General features: G+C 69.5%; 18 protein-coding genes. 17 read left to right on the forward strand and 1 reads right to left on the reverse strand.

Going from position 1 to position 18,136, the window contains the following annotated elements; genetic code table 11:
- The first annotated feature begins 91 nt into the window (after window positions 1-91).
- The 17 genes from IH50_RS0116230 (at window position 92) to IH50_RS38775 (ending at window position 15,911) form a co-directional block, all read left to right on the forward strand.
- The gene (locus IH50_RS0116230) at window positions 92-574 is read left to right on the forward strand and encodes a hypothetical protein (RefSeq protein ID WP_030861884.1); all 483 of its coding nucleotides are present in this window, start codon (window positions 92-94) and stop codon (window positions 572-574) included.
- The gene (locus IH50_RS0116235; RefSeq protein ID WP_030861886.1) at window positions 571-1,014 is read left to right on the forward strand and encodes a hypothetical protein; all 444 of its coding nucleotides are present in this window, start codon (window positions 571-573) and stop codon (window positions 1,012-1,014) included. Before IH50_RS0116230 ends, IH50_RS0116235 begins: the two co-directional genes overlap by 4 nt.
- A gap of 10 nt (window positions 1,015-1,024) precedes the next feature.
- Window positions 1,025-1,438 (forward strand): hypothetical protein, encoded by a 414-nt coding sequence (locus tag IH50_RS0116240; RefSeq protein ID WP_030861888.1) that lies wholly within the window; start codon window positions 1,025-1,027, stop codon window positions 1,436-1,438.
- 43 nt (window positions 1,439-1,481) lie between these two features.
- Window positions 1,482-2,324 carry a winged helix-turn-helix transcriptional regulator gene (locus IH50_RS0116245; RefSeq protein WP_030861889.1) on the forward strand — a complete coding sequence of 281 codons (843 nt, stop codon included), beginning with the start codon at window positions 1,482-1,484 and terminating at the stop codon, window positions 2,322-2,324.
- Window positions 2,321-2,836, forward strand: coding sequence for a hypothetical protein (locus tag IH50_RS0116250; RefSeq protein WP_030861891.1), 516 nt, complete (start codon window positions 2,321-2,323; stop codon window positions 2,834-2,836). Before IH50_RS0116245 ends, IH50_RS0116250 begins: the two co-directional genes overlap by 4 nt.
- On the forward strand, window positions 2,833-4,068 hold the full coding sequence (locus tag IH50_RS0116255) for an MFS transporter (protein ID WP_030861893.1): 1,236 nt from the start codon (window positions 2,833-2,835) through the stop codon (window positions 4,066-4,068). The genes IH50_RS0116250 and IH50_RS0116255 overlap by 4 nt, the downstream gene beginning before the upstream one ends.
- 26 nt (window positions 4,069-4,094) lie before the next feature.
- A complete protein-coding gene (locus IH50_RS0116260; RefSeq protein WP_030861895.1) occupies window positions 4,095-4,397 on the forward strand; it encodes a hypothetical protein in 303 nt (100 codons plus the stop codon).
- A 49-nt stretch (window positions 4,398-4,446) separates the two neighbouring features.
- Window positions 4,447-5,691: an ATP-grasp domain-containing protein gene (locus IH50_RS0116265; RefSeq protein WP_037872476.1), complete on the forward strand. Its 1,245-nt coding sequence runs from the start codon at window positions 4,447-4,449 to the stop codon at window positions 5,689-5,691.
- Window positions 5,688-6,839, forward strand: a complete 1,152-nt coding sequence (locus IH50_RS0116270; protein ID WP_030861898.1) for an MFS transporter — start codon at window positions 5,688-5,690, stop codon at window positions 6,837-6,839. Before IH50_RS0116265 ends, IH50_RS0116270 begins: the two co-directional genes overlap by 4 nt.
- Window positions 6,836-7,465, forward strand: coding sequence for an HAD family hydrolase (locus IH50_RS0116275; protein ID WP_030861901.1), 630 nt, complete (start codon window positions 6,836-6,838; stop codon window positions 7,463-7,465). The genes IH50_RS0116270 and IH50_RS0116275 overlap by 4 nt, the downstream gene beginning before the upstream one ends.
- Window positions 7,466-7,493: 28 nt before the next feature.
- Window positions 7,494-8,360, forward strand: coding sequence for a DUF317 domain-containing protein (locus IH50_RS0116280; RefSeq protein ID WP_030861902.1), 867 nt, complete (start codon window positions 7,494-7,496; stop codon window positions 8,358-8,360).
- Window positions 8,361-8,389: 29 nt separating this feature from the next.
- Window positions 8,390-8,869, forward strand: a complete 480-nt coding sequence (locus IH50_RS0116285) for a hypothetical protein (protein ID WP_030861904.1) — start codon at window positions 8,390-8,392, stop codon at window positions 8,867-8,869.
- Window positions 8,870-8,923: 54 nt separating this feature from the next.
- Complete coding sequence (locus IH50_RS0116290; protein ID WP_030861906.1) at window positions 8,924-9,724, forward strand: DUF317 domain-containing protein; 801 nt, start codon at window positions 8,924-8,926, stop codon at window positions 9,722-9,724.
- Between the two features lie 30 nt (window positions 9,725-9,754).
- The gene (locus IH50_RS0116295; protein ID WP_030861908.1) at window positions 9,755-10,777 is read left to right on the forward strand and encodes an MSCRAMM family protein; all 1,023 of its coding nucleotides are present in this window, start codon (window positions 9,755-9,757) and stop codon (window positions 10,775-10,777) included.
- Between the two features lie 334 nt (window positions 10,778-11,111).
- Window positions 11,112-11,615: a hypothetical protein gene (locus IH50_RS38770; RefSeq protein ID WP_158801244.1), complete on the forward strand. Its 504-nt coding sequence runs from the start codon at window positions 11,112-11,114 to the stop codon at window positions 11,613-11,615.
- 766 nt (window positions 11,616-12,381) lie between these two features.
- Window positions 12,382-12,705 (forward strand): hypothetical protein, encoded by a 324-nt coding sequence (locus IH50_RS0116305; protein ID WP_030861913.1) that lies wholly within the window; start codon window positions 12,382-12,384, stop codon window positions 12,703-12,705.
- Window positions 12,706-12,725: 20 nt separating this feature from the next.
- Window positions 12,726-15,911, forward strand: a complete 3,186-nt coding sequence (locus IH50_RS38775) for a tetratricopeptide repeat protein (protein ID WP_030861915.1) — start codon at window positions 12,726-12,728, stop codon at window positions 15,909-15,911.
- Here IH50_RS38775 and IH50_RS0116315 read toward each other — a convergent pair.
- Window positions 15,906-17,846: a hypothetical protein gene (locus IH50_RS0116315; protein ID WP_030861917.1), complete on the reverse strand. Its 1,941-nt coding sequence runs from the start codon at window positions 17,844-17,846 to the stop codon at window positions 15,906-15,908. The two genes, IH50_RS38775 and IH50_RS0116315, sit on opposite strands and share 6 nt — an antisense overlap.
- Window positions 17,847-18,136: the final 290 nt, after the last annotated feature.

Here is an 18,136-nt window from a genome sequence, read left to right on the forward strand (position 1 = left end):
TCAGCACGCCTCGCTCAGTGGCCGAGGCGCTGAGTACGGCCGCCCCCTCGCATTCCCCAGGCATCGACCTTTCCAGAACAGGAGATTCCTTTTGACCGACGGCATATCCGATGTGTCTGCGGATGTCGTGGGCGTGCTCACCCAACGGATCGAGGCCCGCTTCGACATGGGCATGGACCAACTGAAGGCCGCGGTCGCCGCCGCTCCGACCGCAAATCGCGACGCCACCGACGTCGTCAAGTGGCACGGCCTTCTCGTCGAGGCCCAATCCGTGCTGGAGCGCGCGGAGGACGACCTCCTCGCAGCCCTGCAGACCCAGCCCAGCGAGGTCGACGACCCGACGATGGGCTTCGCCCACCGGGTGAACGCGGCCGTCACCGCCCGCGACGGCCGGGCCATGGTCGTGCGATGGCTTCTCGACCCGGACGCTGCGGGGAAGAAGGACCTTGCCGCACAGCGTCTCGCCCGGCTTCGGCCCCGAACCGGGCCGGCGGTGCAGACCAGCGCCCCTAACCGGCCTGCGGGTACGGCCGCACCGGCGTCAGCGTGGCGGTCGGCAAGGTCCGCCCGATGAGCCGGGACAAGGCCAGCACCATGGACGGCGACCTGCAGAGGATCTTCGGGAACCCGGTACCCGAGCTGTACGAGGCGGCTGCCGGCCACGATGCCTCGCCCGCACTCGCCCGTGCCCTGGAACTGCGCTCGTTCCTGGCGCTCACCGAGGAACAGGTCGCCCGCGTCCGCGACCGCGTCCACGCCGACATGGACCCCGACCGCAACATGGACGAACTGTCGGCGGACACGCTCCGCTTCGACGCCCAGTGGCTGGAAGCAGCGCTGGAGGCCCGCGACGGCTACCGCGCAGCCCTCGGCGAGCTGCTGCGTACCATGCCCCCGCCTGCCCAGCAGGCCCGGCCCGTACGAACGGCGCACCTCAGGGCCACCGCCACCCTGCCCCCGTCTGCCGCCCCGGCGCCCCAGCGTGCAGGGGCGGCCCGGGTCCGCCGACCGTGAAAGCCCTCGATTGCCCCACCTCACGTCCACCGACATAGCCGGACGGATCGAGGACCTGTACGGCGCACCGCTCGCCGACCTCGAAGCCCACGCACAGGACCAGCAACCCGGCATGCTCTCCGCCCTGCTCGGCATGCACGACACCCTCGCCCTGGCCGAGCGCAGCATCGACTTCCACCGCGAGCACCTTGCCCGGCTCATCCACCCCGAGCGGCAGATCGGCCCGCACGAGGTCTCCCACCTCCTCGACGGCACCCGCCGGCTCGCCGAAGCCGTCGCCGTCCGCGAGACCCACGCCAAGTCGGTCGCCGCCGTCCTGCAGAGCCTGGCCCGCATCCCGGCCCCGACCTCTGCCTCGCCGACTCCCACGCCGCCTGCCCCGGCCGCGCCCCTTGAGGCACAGAGCGCGGCGCACAGCCGCTGACCCCCAGGCGATCCACCTTTCCTTTCACCCAGGAGTTCCTCCCTTGGCCATCACCGCTCTGCCCCCCGATGCCGACGCCGACATCGCCCGGGTCACCGAGGTCCTCGCCATGATCACCCCGCGCTGGAACGTGAGGATCCTGCTGGCCCTCTCCGGCCCGCCGCTGCGCTACAGCGAGCTGGCGGCCAAGGTGTCCTGGCTGCAGAACGGTCAGCTCCACCCCAAGCTCAAGGCGCTGTGCGACGCCGGACTCGTCGAACGCACCGAACACACCGCACGGCACGTGACCTACGGCCACACCGAGCGAGCCACTGCCCTGTTGCCGATCCTGCCGATGATCGTCACCTGGGCCGAGGAGCACTTGGAGAAGGCTGAGCGCCCGCTGGCCGCGATCGAGCAGATCGAGGACAGCCTCACCCTGCTCACCCGGCGCCACGCCGCCGCCATCCTGTGGGTGCTCAAGTCGCGTGAGGAGGTCAGCGGCCGGGTTCTGGCCCGGATCGTGATGCCCAGCAGCGACTGGACCAACATCTATCCGCCGCTGCGCCAGCTCGTTGCCGACGGCCTGGTCGACACCGAGGGAAACGGCCGGCCCTACCGGCTGTCCGCCGCCGGCGACGGCCTGGGCCCCGTCCTCGGCACGCTGTCCGCCTGGGCCGCGGGGCAGCCCCTTGACCAGGCGGCCCGCCACCCCGTCTGGGGCCAGCTGCGGGCCAAGAGCGCGGCGAGGCCGTGGGTCAGCAGCCCATCACGGCCGGCGCCCGCAGCGCTCCCACCCGCCCGCACGACCGGGGCCGGGCCGGCGTGGCACAGTCGCGACCTCTTCTCACACGCCGCGACCAGCCGCCCGACGGCGGCCCTCCCGATGGGAGGACCGCGCCGATGAGCGCCTTCTTCACCCCTGCCGAGGCGCACCACGCCATCGACCTGCTGGCCTCGCATTCCCTGATCCGTCTGGTCACCGAAATCGATGACAACGGCGCCATACCGTCGCGACGGCTTGCCGGCACCCTGTCCGACCTCTCCACGCACCAACTGCGCAGCGCTACCGACGCGGCCCGCGCCCACGGTCTCGTCCGGGTCGCGCCCGGCGCCGGTCTGGAACTCACGGACTCCGGAATGGAGCTGGCCGACCTGTACGACGCGCTAGCCCGGTGGGCGCGGCGTCACGCGGTCCCCGCCGCCGTTTGCGAGTTCAGCAGCCGTGTCCGGCATGTCCTCGGCCTGCTGGCACCATCGCTCATCCCCGAGAACGCCGACCACCCCGGACCCTTGCCCGACGTGCGCCCCATCAGTGTGGAGGCCGAGGTGGAACTGGCCCGTGCCCGCACGCTCCTGATCCAGTGGCTGGTTGGCAACTTGCAGGTGGCCAGGGCCGATCCCGAGCAGGCCGCGTGAGCGCAGCGGTCACACCCCGGCACGCACGCCACACTGCCGGGCTGATGAGCAGCATCTACCTGCCGCGCACGGCGGACGCGTTGGCGTTCGCGATGTCCACCTACGGCATCCCGCTGCTCGTCCTATCCACGACCCGCTCCGCCGCGCTGACTGGTGCCGCCTTCACCCTGGAGTGGATCCCACGCCTGGCAGCGTTCGGGTGGGCTGGATCGATGGTCGACCGGCGCGGTGCCTCGGTGGTCTTCCACCTCGCCTCCATGGGGCGGGCGCTGGTTCTCGCGGTCGGCGGGATCCTGCTCTACCTCTACCCGTCCGGTGCCGTGGTGAGCGTGACGGTGATGACGCTGGCGGCGGCGACCGGTGTGCTTACCCAGTTCAGCTACGTGGCGGCCGAGACCGCAGGTGCCGCCGCCGGCCGCCGCGCGGGGCCTCGTGCTCACCGTGTCCAGGCCGTCCTGCTCGGCATCGACCAGACCGCGCCCCTGGCCGGACCGGCGCTCGCCGGCGTGCTGTTGCTCGCAGGTCCGCCGTCGATGCTCGCGGTGGTCACCGTGCTCTCGCTGCTCGCCGCGATGCTCGCCCTGCGTACCCCGCCCTCGCCCGTCGTTCCGGCCCGCGCGCCGAAGGGGCGGCCCGGGGCGGGGCTGGTCACCGGGTGGCGCACCATCCGCGCGCTTCCCGCTCTCGGCTGGCTGGTGGCCGGGCTGACCCTGTCCAACCTGGCCACCGGCCTTCTCCAGGCCGCCGGTCCCGTGATCGTCGTCCAGCACTTCGGGCAGTCCACCACAGCCGTCGGCCTGGTGTGGTCCGCCGCAGCGGCGGCGACCCTCGTGGCCGTGACCATCTGCCGGTTCGCGTTGGACCGCCGGGGCCTGTGGCCCGTCGGAACCGCCTGCTCCGTCATCGCTTCACTCGCCTGTCTCGCCGCCGCCCTGGCCCCCGACTACCTGTCCTACCTGGTCATGGTCGCCGTCCTCATGGCAGCCGATGGCGGCCTGGCGGTCGTCCTGCGCACCCTGCGCTCCCGACTGATCCCCCCAGAGACGTTCGGCAGCACCCTGTCGGCCACCATCCTCATCCTCCTGCTGCCCTTCCCCGTCGCCGGCGTGCTCACCGCGCTCACCCCACCCGACGCGCTGGGCCACGTCATCACCGCCTGCGCCGCCCTGCAAACCCTCGGCCTGTTCTGCGCCTTCGCCCGCCTGCGCACCGACCCCGCCCTGCGCACCTAGCGCGCCCCCGCCCGTGGAGAACCCTTATGACCATCGCCGCCCTCGGGTCGCACCGAGCGACCGGCCGCACCATCACCGAGCAGTTCCACGCCTTCGACGCCCGCTACCCGCACGTATACCGCGCTCTGGAACGCATGGCCGACCGCCGCATGGCCGTCGGCGCCACCCGGGTCAGCCTCAAGGACCTTTTCGAAGACCTTCGCCGCCAACTCCCGTACGGCGTTGCCGGGCTGAACAACAACTTCACCGCGCTCTACGCCCGCCGTCTGATCGACGACCACCCCCACTGGGCCCACGCGTTCGAGCTGCGCCGCCGCCGCGCCGCATGAGACACCCCCTTTTCCTGCCCTGCCGTCCCTCGAAACGGAGAATCCCCTCTTGCCCGCTCGCCCTGTTGTACTTGTCGTCTCTCCCGGAGATAAGAACTACCGCGGCTACTGCCTTGAGCAGGTCGCCGATGCCTACGACGTCGTGCTGCTCACCGGCACCGAACCGTCGTGGGAGAAGCCGCACATCACCGATCACGCCGTCGTGGACCTCAGCGATCCTGCCGCGCTGCTGTCAGGGGGCCGAGCCCTGGCCGGACGCCACGACCTCGCCGGTGTCATGACCTGGGACGAGTGGAGCGTGGTCCCGACCGCTCGCCTCGCCCGCCAGCTCGGCTTGTCCACCACCGCACCCGAAGTGATGCAGGGGTGCCGAAACAAGGCCACCGCTCGGTCGCTGTTCGCCCGCCACGGCGTGCCCTCGGCCGCTTCGGTGAGCGTGCGTACCCGCCAGGAGGCCGAAGCCGCCGCCGAACGGATCGGCTACCCCGTGGTGCTGAAGCCTGCCTCACATGCGGGTGCCATCGGCGTGCTCCGCGTCGATGACCGTGATCAGCTCACGGCCGCCTACCAGGCAGCCGAACGGACGGCAGGTCAGGGCACCGAGAGCACCCGCGTGCTCGTCGAGGAGTTCCTCGACGGGCCGGAGATCTCCGTGGAGTGCGTCACCTACCGCGGCGCCACCACGGTGGTCGCGGTCAACCGCAAGACCATCAGCCCTCCGCCGCACTTCGAGCAGTTGGCCCACAGCGTCGACGCCGGCGACCCGCTCCTGGAGACCGCCGCGCCGGCCGCCCGGGCGGCGATCAACGCCCTCGGCATCACCGACGGCGTCAGCCACATTGAGATGCGCCTCGTCGAGGGCAGACCCCGCCTCATCGAGGTCAACGCCCGCCTGGCCGGAGACATGATCGGCCACCTCGTGCGTCTCGCCACCGGCATCGACCTGGCCCGTGCCGCCGCCGACATCGCCTGCGACCGTGCCCCCGACCTCACGCCCACCAGGTCCTCGGCCGCCGCCATCCGGCTGCTCTACCCGGACACCTCCGGCACCCTCACCCACCTCACCTACGACGGAACTTGCCCGACGTGGCTGGACCGGCTGCAGTTCCAGTGCCGCCCCGGCGACCGGCTCCTCCTCCCCAACGACGGGGGAAACCTGTACACCGGCCGGATCGGCTACCTCACCACCACCGCACCGACCGGCCAGCAGGCGCGCGCACGCGCCGAGCGGGCTGCTCGTGCCGTCGTCGCGGTCCTCGACCAGGCCCCCGGCACCCGCAGCACCGCAGCGTGAGCGCCGAGTCTGGGGCCGACCGGCACAGCCGGATGCTCCTGACCGGGTACTTCCTCGGTCTCGGGGCCATCATGGCGGTTTGGGGCGCCCGGATGCCCGCCGTGCAGCAGGCTGCCCACCTCAGCACCGGAGGGCTGGCCCTGGTCCTGCTGGCCGCCGCCGTCGGCATGGTCGCCGGACTGCAGCTCGGAGGCCGCTGCGCTCGCCCGGAGCGGCTCCCGACGCTGCTCACCACCGGATCCCTCGCCCTGACCGGATGCCTCGTCCTGGTGGGACAAGGCGAGAGCCTGTCCGCGTTGCTGGCGGCGGCTCTTGCCTTCGGTCTCGCCCACGGCGTCCTGGACGTCGCCGCCAACACCGCGGCCGTGCGCTGCCAGAACGCCTTCGGCCGGCCCATCATGTCCGGTCTCCACGCCGCCTACTCCCTCGGCGCCCTCACCGGCGCCGCCCTAGCCGCCCTCACTGCCCACGCCGCGCACAGCGCCCTCTTCACCGCCACGGGCACCCTCCTAGCCGGCGCCGTGGTCGCTGCCGTGCCCCTCACCCGCAGTCTGAGCGGCTCAGACCGCCCCACAATCCACGCCGACGCTGACAAGCTGCCCACGCTCGCGTCGCCGGGAAAACTCTGGCTTCTGGCCGCGCTGGCCGCAGCGTGCCTACTGGGGGAGGGGGCCGCCGCCGACTGGGCCGCCGTGCACCTGCATACCCTGGGCGCCCCGACGGCCGCGAGCGCCACCGCGTTCGCGCTGTACAGCGCGGCCATGGCCGCTGGACGGCTGACCGGAGACCGGCTCACCGCAGCTTTCGGCGCCCCGACGGTCGTACGGGCCGGAGCCGTTCTCGCCGCCGCCGGTCTAACGATCGGTGTTGCCGGGGCGAGTGCCCCGCTGGCGCTGACGGGCTGGGCGGTCTTCGGACTCGGCCTGTCCACCACCGTGCCCTCGCTCATCACCGCGGCCGGAGCCAGTGGCGCCAAGGCCGTGGCCACGGTCACCGCCACCGGCTACCTCGGCCTCCTCGCCGGACCGGCCCTCATCGGCGCCCTGGCCAGCGCCACCACCTTGCCCACGGCCCTGCTGCTGCCCGTCCTCCTCGCAGTCGCCGTCGCCGCCCTCGCCCACCACGCCCTGGAGAACACCACCCCTTGACACCTGCCACCGCCCAGGCGGGCCTGGACGCCGTCATCCTCGACTACAACGGCGTCATCGGCCTGCAGCCCACCACCGCCCAGTGGCTCCGCCTGGCCCGCACCGCCCTGTGTTTCGACGACGACCTCCCCGCCTTCCAGAACGCCTTCTGGAACGCTCGCTCCGCATACGACGCCGGCCAGCTCAGCGACCTCGCGTACTGGGCCACGGTCCTCGGCCACCACCCCGGCGCCCGCCGGCTGCGTGAACTCCGCGACGCCGACACCGACATGTGGACGTCCGCCGACGACCGTGTCGTCGAGATCCTGGACCACGCCCACGAGTCCGGGCTGCCGCTGGTCCTGCTGTCGAACGCACCCCGCCACCTCAGCGATGTCCTCGACCGCCACCCGTGGCGCCGCCTGATGACCCACGCCTTCTACTCGGCCCGGCTCCAGGTCTGCAAACCCGACCCGGCCGCCTACCAGCACGCGATGAACGCCACCGGCGCCGCCGACCCCGACCGCGTCCTCTTCGTGGACGACCGGGCCGACAACTGCCGCGCCGCCCGCCGTCTGGGTCTGCGCACCCTGCACTACACCGGCCGTCCCACCGACCTCGCCGCCGTCCTGCAGCCCCCGAACTGACCCGCCTCCCCCTTCCCCCCAGGAATCAGTGCCTCACGACGACCACGACACCATCGACGGCGACGTCTACGTCTTCCCACGCCACCTGGCCCGCGCCACCGCGGTCGGTGATCCCGGCCTCGACCCGCTGCGCGACCTCGGCTGGGACCTGCACCACGACGACCTCGGCAACGCCTACCTCACGGCCCCCGACGGCAAAGTCCGCCTCGGTTACCTCCCCGAAGGCGACGACGACGGACTGTGGCGCATCAACGCCTACAAGGACGCCTTCGGCCCACCGACCTGGGGCGTCTGCTTCAACGACAGCGCGCCCACCGAGTTCGTCACCGCCTTCGCCACCGCTCTCGCCGAGGCGTACCGGCAGGGCCCGGACCACTACCTCGCCCGGCCGCTCGCCGGAAGCCCCGACCGCGACCCGTTCCTGGCCGTCGACCCGCTCATCAACCAAGGCTGGCAGTTCAACCGCCCGCACCTGAGCACCTTCGCCGTCACCTCACCCGACGGGCTCGCCACGCTGGAGTACACCACCGGCGACCTCGACCCAGCGATCGAACTGGACACCCGCGACGCGCGCTGGCACCTGTGGGCCGGTACCTCCTCAGCCCGGCCCTTCTGGTACGCCACGGCCAGCACCGACACCCCTGCGGCCCTTCTGCGGGCCGTGACCGAGGCCGTGGCCGACCCCGCCCCCCTTCCTCGTTGGCGGGACGACAGCTACAGCTACGTCAAGGGCCACGCCCAGCTCTCTCCGATCCTCCCGCCGAGTCCGACGCCGCCCACCCCGCTGGACGTCCGGCGGGCCGCCGCCTTCCGCCGCCCGGCCGCGCTTCCCGCGGCCAGCGTCCCGCGCTGGAGCACCACGAGCCGACCTGCCCTGCCCGGCCCACGTCGCTGACCCCAGCCCAACTCCGACCGGAGACCCTCGTGTCCCTGCAGGCCCCCGAGTTCTTCACCGAGCTGTGCCTCCCTTTCCACGACCACGCCGTCGTGGGCAACACCTACTACGCCGCTCCCGTCCCGGGCACGCCGCTACGGCTGCGGATCGACTTCACCCGCACCATCTACGCGGACACCTATGGCGGGTTGCGTGTCGCAGTCGTCCACCCGGACCGCGGGGAGATCGACGCGGTGGCGCTCAGCTTCGTGGACCACGGAACGTTCCACCGCCGCGACGAAGCCAACAATACTTCCCGGCTCAGCGACAAGTACGGCACCTTCAACAAGCACGGGCAGCCCCCGTGGGAGGGAGCCGTCACCACCGGGCTGCGCGATGCCATCGAGCGGTACACGGCCGTCTGGTTTCCCGGCGCCTGGGCCGCCTCCGCGCCCAAGCGAGCGGCCGGCCGCACGTCGCGCAGAACTCCGCCCCCGCCGACCGCCCCCGCCGGGGCCCGCACCCGCTGATCCTCATCCCGATGCCCGCATCCCGCGCCAGCTACCCAGCAGGAGCCTCTCCTCGTGTTGCTCGATCCTCCCTCCGACCCCTTCAAGGATCTCGACTCCGCCGAGACCGTGAGGGTTCTCCCGCGTCACCTTGCCGGTCCCGGCCAAGCAGACCTGGAGACGATCTGGCCCTTTCCCTTCGACGAGGGCTGGCATCTGCACCAGGGGCTCGAAGAAATGGTGTTCGCCATCAGCCCCTGCGCCCGGCTGTGGACCCGCTTCACCCCCAAACCCGAGGAACGAGGCCAAGGGACGTGGACCATCGGCATGGACCGCGCCCCCTTCGGCCCGAGAGCCTGGGAGATCACCTTCGACGCCACCACCCCCGCCGAACTCCTACGCGACGTACACGCCGAGTTGCTCGACCTGTATCTCGAAGATCGCCCCAGCGACCAGGACCACCTGTTCGAGGACGCGACGGCCCCGTACGAGGTGTACACGCCGCTGCTCACCCACGGCTGGAGCCACAGCGTCAATACGGACGGCACACAGACCTTCCTCCCGCCGGAGGGCCTTGGCGGCGTGGGTCACCGGTACGCCACCACCGGTTCCGACGGCCCGATCTGGCGGGCTTGGGGCGGATACCCGAGCGAGCCGCACTGGCAGGTCCGGTTCTGTGCCGGCGCGCCCACCACCCTCGCCGCGGCCTTCACTGCCTCGCTGATCTCCACCGAACCGCTGCACCGGGCCGTGAAACAGATCCCCTTCCACACCCGTCGTCGCCTCTACGTCGCACCCGCTGGGGCCCCGCAGCCGCTCAACCGTCCGACCCCCGCGATACCACCCACCGGCCATACGACCGGCCGCACCCGCTGACCCCCGACCGATCAAGGAGTCTTCTTCCTCGTGCACGCACGTCTCGTCCGATCCGCCGCCGCCCTCGTCGTCGCCGCGGCCGGCACCCTCACCTGGGCGCCGGCCGCGAGCGCCGAGCCCTCCGAACCGAGCCCCTCGGCCTCCGCCGCCCCCGCTGAGACTCCGGCCCCGGACTCGGGCAGCGTCGAGATCACCACCAAGGACACCGCCGGAGAGGCCCTGCCCGGCGCCGTGTTCTTGCTGCTCGACTCCGCTGGCCAGGAGGCCGGACGCGGGACGACCGACGCCCAGGGGAAGCTGATCTTCTCCGACCTCGCGCCCGGTGTATACCGGCTCAAGGAGACGGCTTCCGGCAGCCCGCTCCACGAGGTCGTCGCCGACCAGGACGTCATCGTCACCCCAGACGCGACCACACGGCTGACGATCACCGACCCGTTCAAGGCCGCCAAGGTCCTCCTGCAGGCCAAGGACGACAAGACCGGCAAGCTCCTGTCCGGCGCGACCGTGAACATCGGCACCGGCACCTCGACGCTGCTCACCCTGACCACGGGGGCTAGGGGCACGGCCTCCGGAGAGCTGCCCATGTCGAGCCGGAGGGCCCAGTTCTGGGTCAAGGAGATCAAAGCCCCTGCCGGCTACGACCTGTACAAGCCGACCAAGACGTTCACCGCTGGGCCCGGCGACCCGGTGACCGTGACCGTCACCAACGTCAAGACCACCACCGACTCGAAGCCCAAACCCTCGGGCAAGCCCACGCACACGCCCACCGACGCCCCCTCCAGCTCCGGCAAGCCGAACAGCGGTACCGAAGGGGCCACGCAGTCCGCGTCGGGCAGTGACACACCGGAACCCGACTCCTCCACCGTCGCCGCCACCCCGGTTGGCGACTCCACACCGAAGATGCCGACGGGCGCCCTCGCCCACACCGGCGCTGACGCCGCACCGTGGCTGATTGGCGGAGCGGCCGTGCTGATCGCGGGAGGCGGAGGCGCCCTCGCCATGGCACGCCGCAGCCGCACGGACAGCCCCACCGACGACTCCACCGAGAGCTGACCCGCACCCCACCCCTCTTCACGACACGGAGCCCCCGGATTCCACAGACTGGAATCCGGGGGCTCCGTTGTCCACGAACGCACGGACGCCTCGTTACGCTGCGGCCGTGATCGAGCCCTCCCTGCTGCCAGGCGACCCCTCTGAGCTACACCTGCGCATCTCCTACGACGACGGACTCTGGGACACTCCACAGGCTGACACGCTGGAATGCTGGAACGTGGCCGTCTTGCACCGCCGACGCCCCCACGGTGGACATCACGAGCCGGTCAGCTCCAGCAGGTGTGCAGCTGCTGACTGCTCCTTGTGCACGGTGGAGGACGTAGCCGTCGGGTCCATGACGTTCTACCGGGTGCACCTCGACCGAGGTCGCAACGCGTATTGGGCTATGGAGGAGGAATCGGAGGAGCTGTACGAGACCGCCCAGGTCCTCCTCGATCCCGAGACGGGCTCCTTCACCGACGAAGTCAGCCAACGACTGGAGTACGTCGGCTCAGCGCTGCTCGTCATGGATCGCGTGACGCTGGATCCCTCATGGCGCGGGCACGGCCTGGCGGCCGTACTCGCCTGCGAAGCGATCACCCGGCTCATGGCTGGCTGCCGGGCCGTCGCCTGTTCGCCCGGCATCACCGACCTCAGCAGCCGTCGTCTGACGGACAGAGCCGAGTGGGACCGCGTGACTGCCAAGATCGCTCAAGGATGGGAGAGCCTGGGCTTCCGTCCCTACCGCGACAACGTCTATCTTCTGTCTCCCGCCTCGCAGGACCTTGAGGAACAGCGCGGCGCACTTCGCCAGCATCTTGCCGAACTTAGTGGTTTCTGGCGGGCCAGCGTTTCATGAACGATCGTGCCAGCGCAGAAGGCGAGCACTCCAGCGATCCTGCGGACCCGGCCGGACACCGCTAGGGAGGCGGCCACGCTGCCAGCGTCAGCGTCCGCAGGTGCGCACTGTGCTCATGAGAGAAGCGTAAGGTCCACATTTCGTGGTGATCACGCGTCACCGCACAGGTATGGGACAGGGGTCCTGCCGACGCCTAGGGACCCAGGAACTGCCTTCGTGGTTGCCGAGCTTCGGCGCTTGGCTGGCCGGTCAATTGGTGGCCAGGTTTGACGAACGGACACAGTTGTCCTTTGACATCCAATCGAGGCGTTTGACAACGAACCCGGTTGTTTCGGCTTCTCTGACAGTGAATCTAGTCGTGAGGGGTGAGCAGGCTGGGGGTGTCGTATGTCGGTATTGGCTGAGGCAGATGGGTCATGCCGTACGTCAAGGTGTGGTGCGTGGAGGGCAAGCTCGAGCGTCGACGACGTCCGCTGTTGGACTGTGTGTCGGTCAGGTTCGAGGACGCTCGTCCGGTACGGCCGTTTCGGTGGCCACCATTTCCCGGGCTGGTACTGGGCGGCGACGACCAGGCAGTGGTGTGTAGTTCTGCAACGAGATCGTCCGCGGCGATTACGGACGAGCTGGAGACCGTCGACACCAAGACCCCCTCGGTACGGTCCACTGCCGTCTAAAGGACCTTACGAGCACTACGGACTGTTGGCACGCCGATCACCGCGCCCGTAGGATTTGGTCGCTCTGCCGCCAGTGGAAGGATGGGATCTCCTTGTCGCGCAACATCCAGCAAGTTATCGCGCACTTAGTCGTCTCGGCTGCCTCCGCCGCGCTGGCGATCGTGATCAACCTGCTGACTGAATCGGCCACGTGGTGGCTGATCGTCCTGACCGGACTCCTCGTGGCGTTCAACGCGCTTGTCGCGGCCTACTACCAGTGGGCCACGCAAGACGATCAGCCGCCTCCGCCTGTCAATCTCGTGGGCGGCAACATCTCGGGTACCAACTTCCAGGGGAACTCGGTGACCGGCAACGTGACGCTTTCGCCTAACCCGCCGACCCCGGACCCCGGTGCCGGCCCCACGCCTTCCACGTAAACCCGGTCGGGCTCGTCAGCATGAACGACGCACGCAGATCGGACCCGGTCTACAACTACGTTGGCGGAGACGTCCACGGGATCAACATCCAGGGCTCCACGCTCGAGAACCTGACTCTGCAGCACTTCACCATCGTGCGCAGGGAGACGCCGCCACCACCGACCCAGCTGCCCCCCGCTCCCGACCACTTCATCGGCCGTGAAGCGGAACTGTCGAGACTGAAGGACCTCGCCGCGGAGGCAGCCGACCGTCCGGTGGTTGTAACGGTCGAAGGGGCGGCAGGGGTGGGCAAGACCGGCCTGTCGCTGCACGCGGCGCACGAGCTGGCCCGGCACTTCCCCGGCGGGCAGCTCTACGCTGACCTGCGCAGCTACGCCGTCGGTGGCCGGGCAGGCGCGGTGGGCGTGTCGCCGGGCAAGGTGCTGGGTGACTTCCTGAAGGCGCTGGACGTGGCCGAGGAGGACATGCCGGTCGAACTTGATTCGCGGGCCGCCACATTCCGAAGTCACATGGCGGGGCGGAAAATCGTGATCGTCCTCGACAACGCGGCTGATCCCGCCCTCGTCCGCCCCCTCCTTCCCGGCCAGCCCGGTTGTCTGATGCTGGTCACGAGCCGAAGCAACCTCAGCGGGCTCGACCCCACCGAGCGCATCCATCTCCGCACGCTCTCCGCCGTGGAGGCTGAAGATCTGCTGGCCTCACTGATTGGTAGTGAACGGGCGGCAGTAGAGCGGTCGCTGATCGGCGAGCTTGGACGACTTTGCGGACATCTGCCTCTCGCGCTGCGCATTGCCGCAGCCCGTCTGCGGTCGCGTCCGTCGTGGCCGGTCGGACGCATGGTCGACGCGATGGCTCAGGAGCGACACCGGTTGGCGGAGTTGAAGGTGGCGGACGTCGAGATTCGGGCCGCCTTCGCGCTGTCGTACCAGATGCTACCGGATGCCCAGGCGCGGATCTTCCGGCTCACGAGCCTGCATCCCGGGCCGGACCTTACGCCGGCCCTTGCCGCGGCGGCCGTGGGGTGTGCACTGAAGGAGGCCGAAGAGGTGCTGGAAGCGCTCCTCGACGCCAACCTGTTGGAACAGGAGGAAGTCGATCGCTATCGCTTCCACGATCTGCTTCGTCTCTTCGCGCGAGAGGAGGCGGGAGCCGTGCATGGAAGAGGAGAGATCAACGAGGTTCAAGAACGGCTGGCCGACTACTTCATCATCGAAGGAAACGTGCACGGCACCGTTCTGAGTACCTATCAGCGGTCGCCGGAAGCCACTTCGAACCGTCCCGCCGCACTCCGCTGGTTCGATGCAGAGTTTCCCAACTACCGTGCGGTGCTCGACATGGTGGCCGACAAGAACTGGCACGAGCGAACGCTCGACCTGATTGCGCCGCTCACCGAGTTCCTCGAGCTGCGGGGGTGGCTCGATCATGACGAGGCGGTGGCCGGGCTCCGGCTCGCCGTAGCCCAGCAGATCGACGACCGGACAGGGAAGATGTATGCCCTGAGTTCGGTGGCCTACGTCCTGCAGAAGCGGGGTCAGCTCGACCGTGCTCGAGAGATGTACGAGGAGGCGCTGAACGTGGCGGTGGGCTTGGAAGACCCATCCCATGAAGCTGGCGTTCTAAACAATCTGGGGACATTCCATATGGACAGCGGAGAGTTCGAGCAGGCGGCCCGCACCTTCGAGCGGGCCGCTGAGATCTCCGTACGGGGGCGCGACTACGCCTTGCAGTTGAAGGTGTTGCACAACTCGGCATCGGCGTGCGCCTTCCAGGAGAAGTGGGATGAGGCGATCGCCGCCTACGAGCTGGCGGAGATCCTTGCCGATTGGTTCGATCCCACTGAGTTGCCCGACATCTGGCAGTCCATGGCCAAGGTGGCACTGGAACGGGGAGGCGATCCCGAAGATGCGCTGCCCTACGCCCAGCGGGCGTTGGACATGCGGAGCGAACTCGACGATCGTCCCGGTCAGGTGGACTCACTCCTCGACATCGGCCGGATCCACCTTGCCCGCGAGGACGCGGACGCGGTACAGGACTGCGCCCGCCGCGCGATGGACGTCGCCCGGTCGAACGACGATCGACGGGCCGAAGCTCTCGGGCTCGAACTCCTCGCTGCGGGGGCGGAGCTACGGGGTGACAGGGGAGAAGCACGTACGGCTTTTCGTAGCGAGCTGGAGATCTTCCTGGAGGCCGGCGAGGTGGCCGGATCGGTCCGCAGTTCGCAGAACCTCGTCATGCTCCTGCTGCAGGACGAGCTGCTGGACGACGCGGTCGAGGTCATGACGCAGGTGACGGATTTCCTCGAACTGACCGGTGACCTCGCTGCATGTGCCGGGGCTGCGATGACATTCGCCGCACGCCTGAACGGATCGGGCGGCCGGGAGGGAGCCGTAGAGTGGTACGGCCGGGCGGCGGACGCGTATCGAAGCTGCGGTGACCTGGCAGGGGAACGGGATGCCTGCTACTTCACGGGCCAGCTTCTTCAGGCGCTGCAGCGGCCGGAGGAGGCCGTTCCCTGGTACGAGCGCGCGGTCGACGGGACCGAGGAGGCTGGTAGTGCCGTGGAGCCGTACATGGTGCTCGCCAATCTGGGCGCTGCCTACAAGAATTGCGGGCGATCCGCCGAAGCGGTTGACGCCTATCGCCGGTCCATCGAACTCGGCACGATGGGCGACGGGATGGACCGCAAGGGCGAAGTGCTGTCGGGGCTCGGCGCAGCCCACATCGTCTGTGGTGAGTTCGATCGGGCCGGTGAGGTGCTCGCCGATGCCGTCAGCTGGTACGAGGAAACAGGTGAAGAGGAAGGGCTCGCCCGCGGCCTGACCGACCTGACCCAGGCTCTCGTGCGTGGCGGCAGACTCAAGGAAGCGGGCGAGGTTTTCACGCGAGCGCGAGAACTCTGGGTCCGGCTGGAGAAGTGGCACGAGCTCGCGGAAGTCCACCAGATGGCGGGCGTGTGGAGTATGAGCAGTGGATACGCCGACGACGCTGCGCGGTTCCTAGACCAGGCCCTGGCCCTGTACCAGCAGCTGGACGACGCGCACGAGCAGGCCAGGACGCATGAGATGCTAGGGCTCGCCTACCGGATCATGAAGAAGGACCGCAAGAGCAGAAGGCATTATCGCCGCGGCATCAGCATCTTCCAGAACCTGGGGAACGCCAGCCAGGCACAGCGGCTTCAGCGAGAGCTGGCCGAGGTCGAGTCATAGCTCCCGGATGACGATCCCCGGCAGACGCGGGTCGTCCCCTGATGCGTCGTCCCTGCGGTGGCGTAGTGCGAGTCCCAGCTTCACCAGGTGCACGACGCGGTAGGGGCTGCCCGCTGGCAAGGCTGTCACCGCCTCGTCCAGCAGTGTCAGGGCCGCCTGCTCCGCCCTCTCCGCCCCGCCGTGCTCAGCGAGTTGGGCGGCCGACAAGGCGAGGTTGTTTACGACGGCGGGGAAGAGGTCCCGCTGGTGGACCGCGGCCCAGGTCGCGACCTCGACCAGGATTCGGACCGCTTCGGCGATCGGCCCTCCCTCACGTTCGACCGCGCCTTGCATCGACAACGCGGTGGCCAGGCTGACCCGCGTGGTTGCGAAGCACTCCGGCTTCTGGGCCTGCTCGACGAGGTTGCGGAACAACCGGACGGTGAGGTCGAGCAGGTCCGGCGCGCGGGTGCGGCGGAACGCATCCAGCAGATGGGCACCCAGCCGCCCCCACTCGTCGTCCAATGGGAAGTCGTCCTCGCGGGCGATCACACCACGGATGAGGCCGAGGACCTCTTCCAAGGCTTCCGGTGAGATTGCCCGAGCGCTGCCGCCGCCCTGGTCTGCCGCTTGACCGAACTGGAGCCATGCGGCGCAGAGCCGGGCCTCGAGAGCCGCGTGGCGTCGGTAGCTCCCGTCAACCGATGCCCCAAGTCGCAGCGCAGCCCCGGCGCGCCTGAGGGCCTCTGCATCGTCCGTGGCGGCGCCCAGACGGTGGAGTGAGTGGGCCAGGATGCTCTGACAGAATCCGCGGTCGTCCTCGGGTCGTAAAGACGTCACCGCGCGTTCGGCGAAGCCAACCGCTTCCGAAAGGAGCGGCTCGTCCCCAGCAAGGGTGCTCAGGACGACGAGTGCGGCAGCGACGTTGGCCAGGCACAGCGCCAGACCCGAGAGGTTTTCCATGCACGCTTCGACGGCGGCTCGGGCCGTGTCGACGGCTTCCTGTGCCATGGCCCGATCCCCCCTGTTCTCGGCGAGTACGCGGAGGGCATAGCTGAGGTTGTTGAGGCACTCGATACGGCCCTGTAGCGTCACCGAGTCGAAGGACAGCGCGGCCCGGAAAGCTTCCGCGGCGAGCGGCAACCCGGCAGGGTCCGCCGTGCGTTCGTACGTGGAGAGACGCCTAGTGCCGATGCCACGCAGGAACTTGGGGATCTCGACGGTGTGCTGCGGGTCCAGGGGCTCGCAGAGGGCGACCGCCTTGTCGAGGGCCTTCGTTTCGCCCGATTCCTCGCCGTAGCCCAGATAGCTCCGGACGAGGTAGAGGATGCGCTCGATACGGTGGGGATCATCGTCTGGTGTGTGGTCCACGGCTACCTGGTGGAGATGGATCGAGCAGCGCAGGGCGAAGGGGCGCCGTGTGACCGTAAAGCACTCTTGCCAGGCGATAGAGTACAGGGCATACCACTTGGCCGACTGTGGGTGGTCAACGCCGGCCTCGGTGGTCAGGTTGCCCCACTGGATCAGACTGAGCGTCAGCATCGCCGGGTCCTCGCCGCCCGCGGAGAGGCGGAGCAGCATCGTGCCAAGCTCCGCCTGTCCCTCGGGCGAGGCGTACCGTGCGTTGTCGCCTCCGAGAACCCGCTCGCGGATCTCGGGATCCAGGAAGTCGGATGCCATCCGGTGGATGTGTCCCAGCAGGACGAGAGCGACCAGCATGTCCCTGCCGTCCCCCGTGAGCTGGTGGCGGGCCCAGTGCACGGAGCCGATCAGCAAGGCGAGTGCCGTGTCCGAGGCGGCCTCCGGGTCCTCGTCGGAACGTGCGGTGCGCTCCAGGAGGTCGTACAGCAACCGATCGCTCAGAGCCCGGACGTCCGGTCCGAGAACGGCCGCGTGGTCTCCTTCGCTGACGCAGCGGTCGTAACGACGCTCCAACGCGGCGCGTGCTTCGGTCACCGTGCCCCCTCCGGCCCGATGTGATTGCCTCCGTGTAATGGCACGACGAAGGTCCCGGTGAAGCTTTCTCGGATGCAGCCTAGTAGTGCTTCATTAGGTTCGGGGTCTCTGCGTCGGCGCCCCCTGCCCCTCGGTGAGTGGCCATGCGATTCGGGCCCGCTGATGATCCCGCTCCAGCCACGACTCGAAGCCGATGTGCTGCCCGGTCGTCGCCGACCAGTACCAGCCCGGGAAATGGCGCGAACCCTGCGACCACCGAAACGGCCGTACCGGAACCACGTCCTCGAACT

Source organism: Streptomyces sp. NRRL S-37 (assembly GCF_000721605.1).
Taxonomy (GTDB): domain Bacteria; phylum Actinomycetota; class Actinomycetes; order Streptomycetales; family Streptomycetaceae; genus Streptomyces.

Coding starts and splice junctions, on each gene's coding strand:
- IH50_RS0116235 (WP_030861886.1), top strand. CDS start 571: ATGAGCCGGGACAAGGCCAGCACCATGGACGGCGACCTGCAGAGGATC.
- IH50_RS0116250 (WP_030861891.1), top strand. CDS start 2,321: ATGAGCGCCTTCTTCACCCCTGCCGAGGCGCACCACGCCATCGACCTG.
- IH50_RS0116260 (WP_030861895.1), top strand. CDS start 4,095: ATGACCATCGCCGCCCTCGGGTCGCACCGAGCGACCGGCCGCACCATC.
- IH50_RS38770 (WP_158801244.1), top strand. CDS start 11,112: ATGACGTTCTACCGGGTGCACCTCGACCGAGGTCGCAACGCGTATTGG.
- IH50_RS38775 (WP_030861915.1), top strand. CDS start 12,726: ATGAACGACGCACGCAGATCGGACCCGGTCTACAACTACGTTGGCGGA.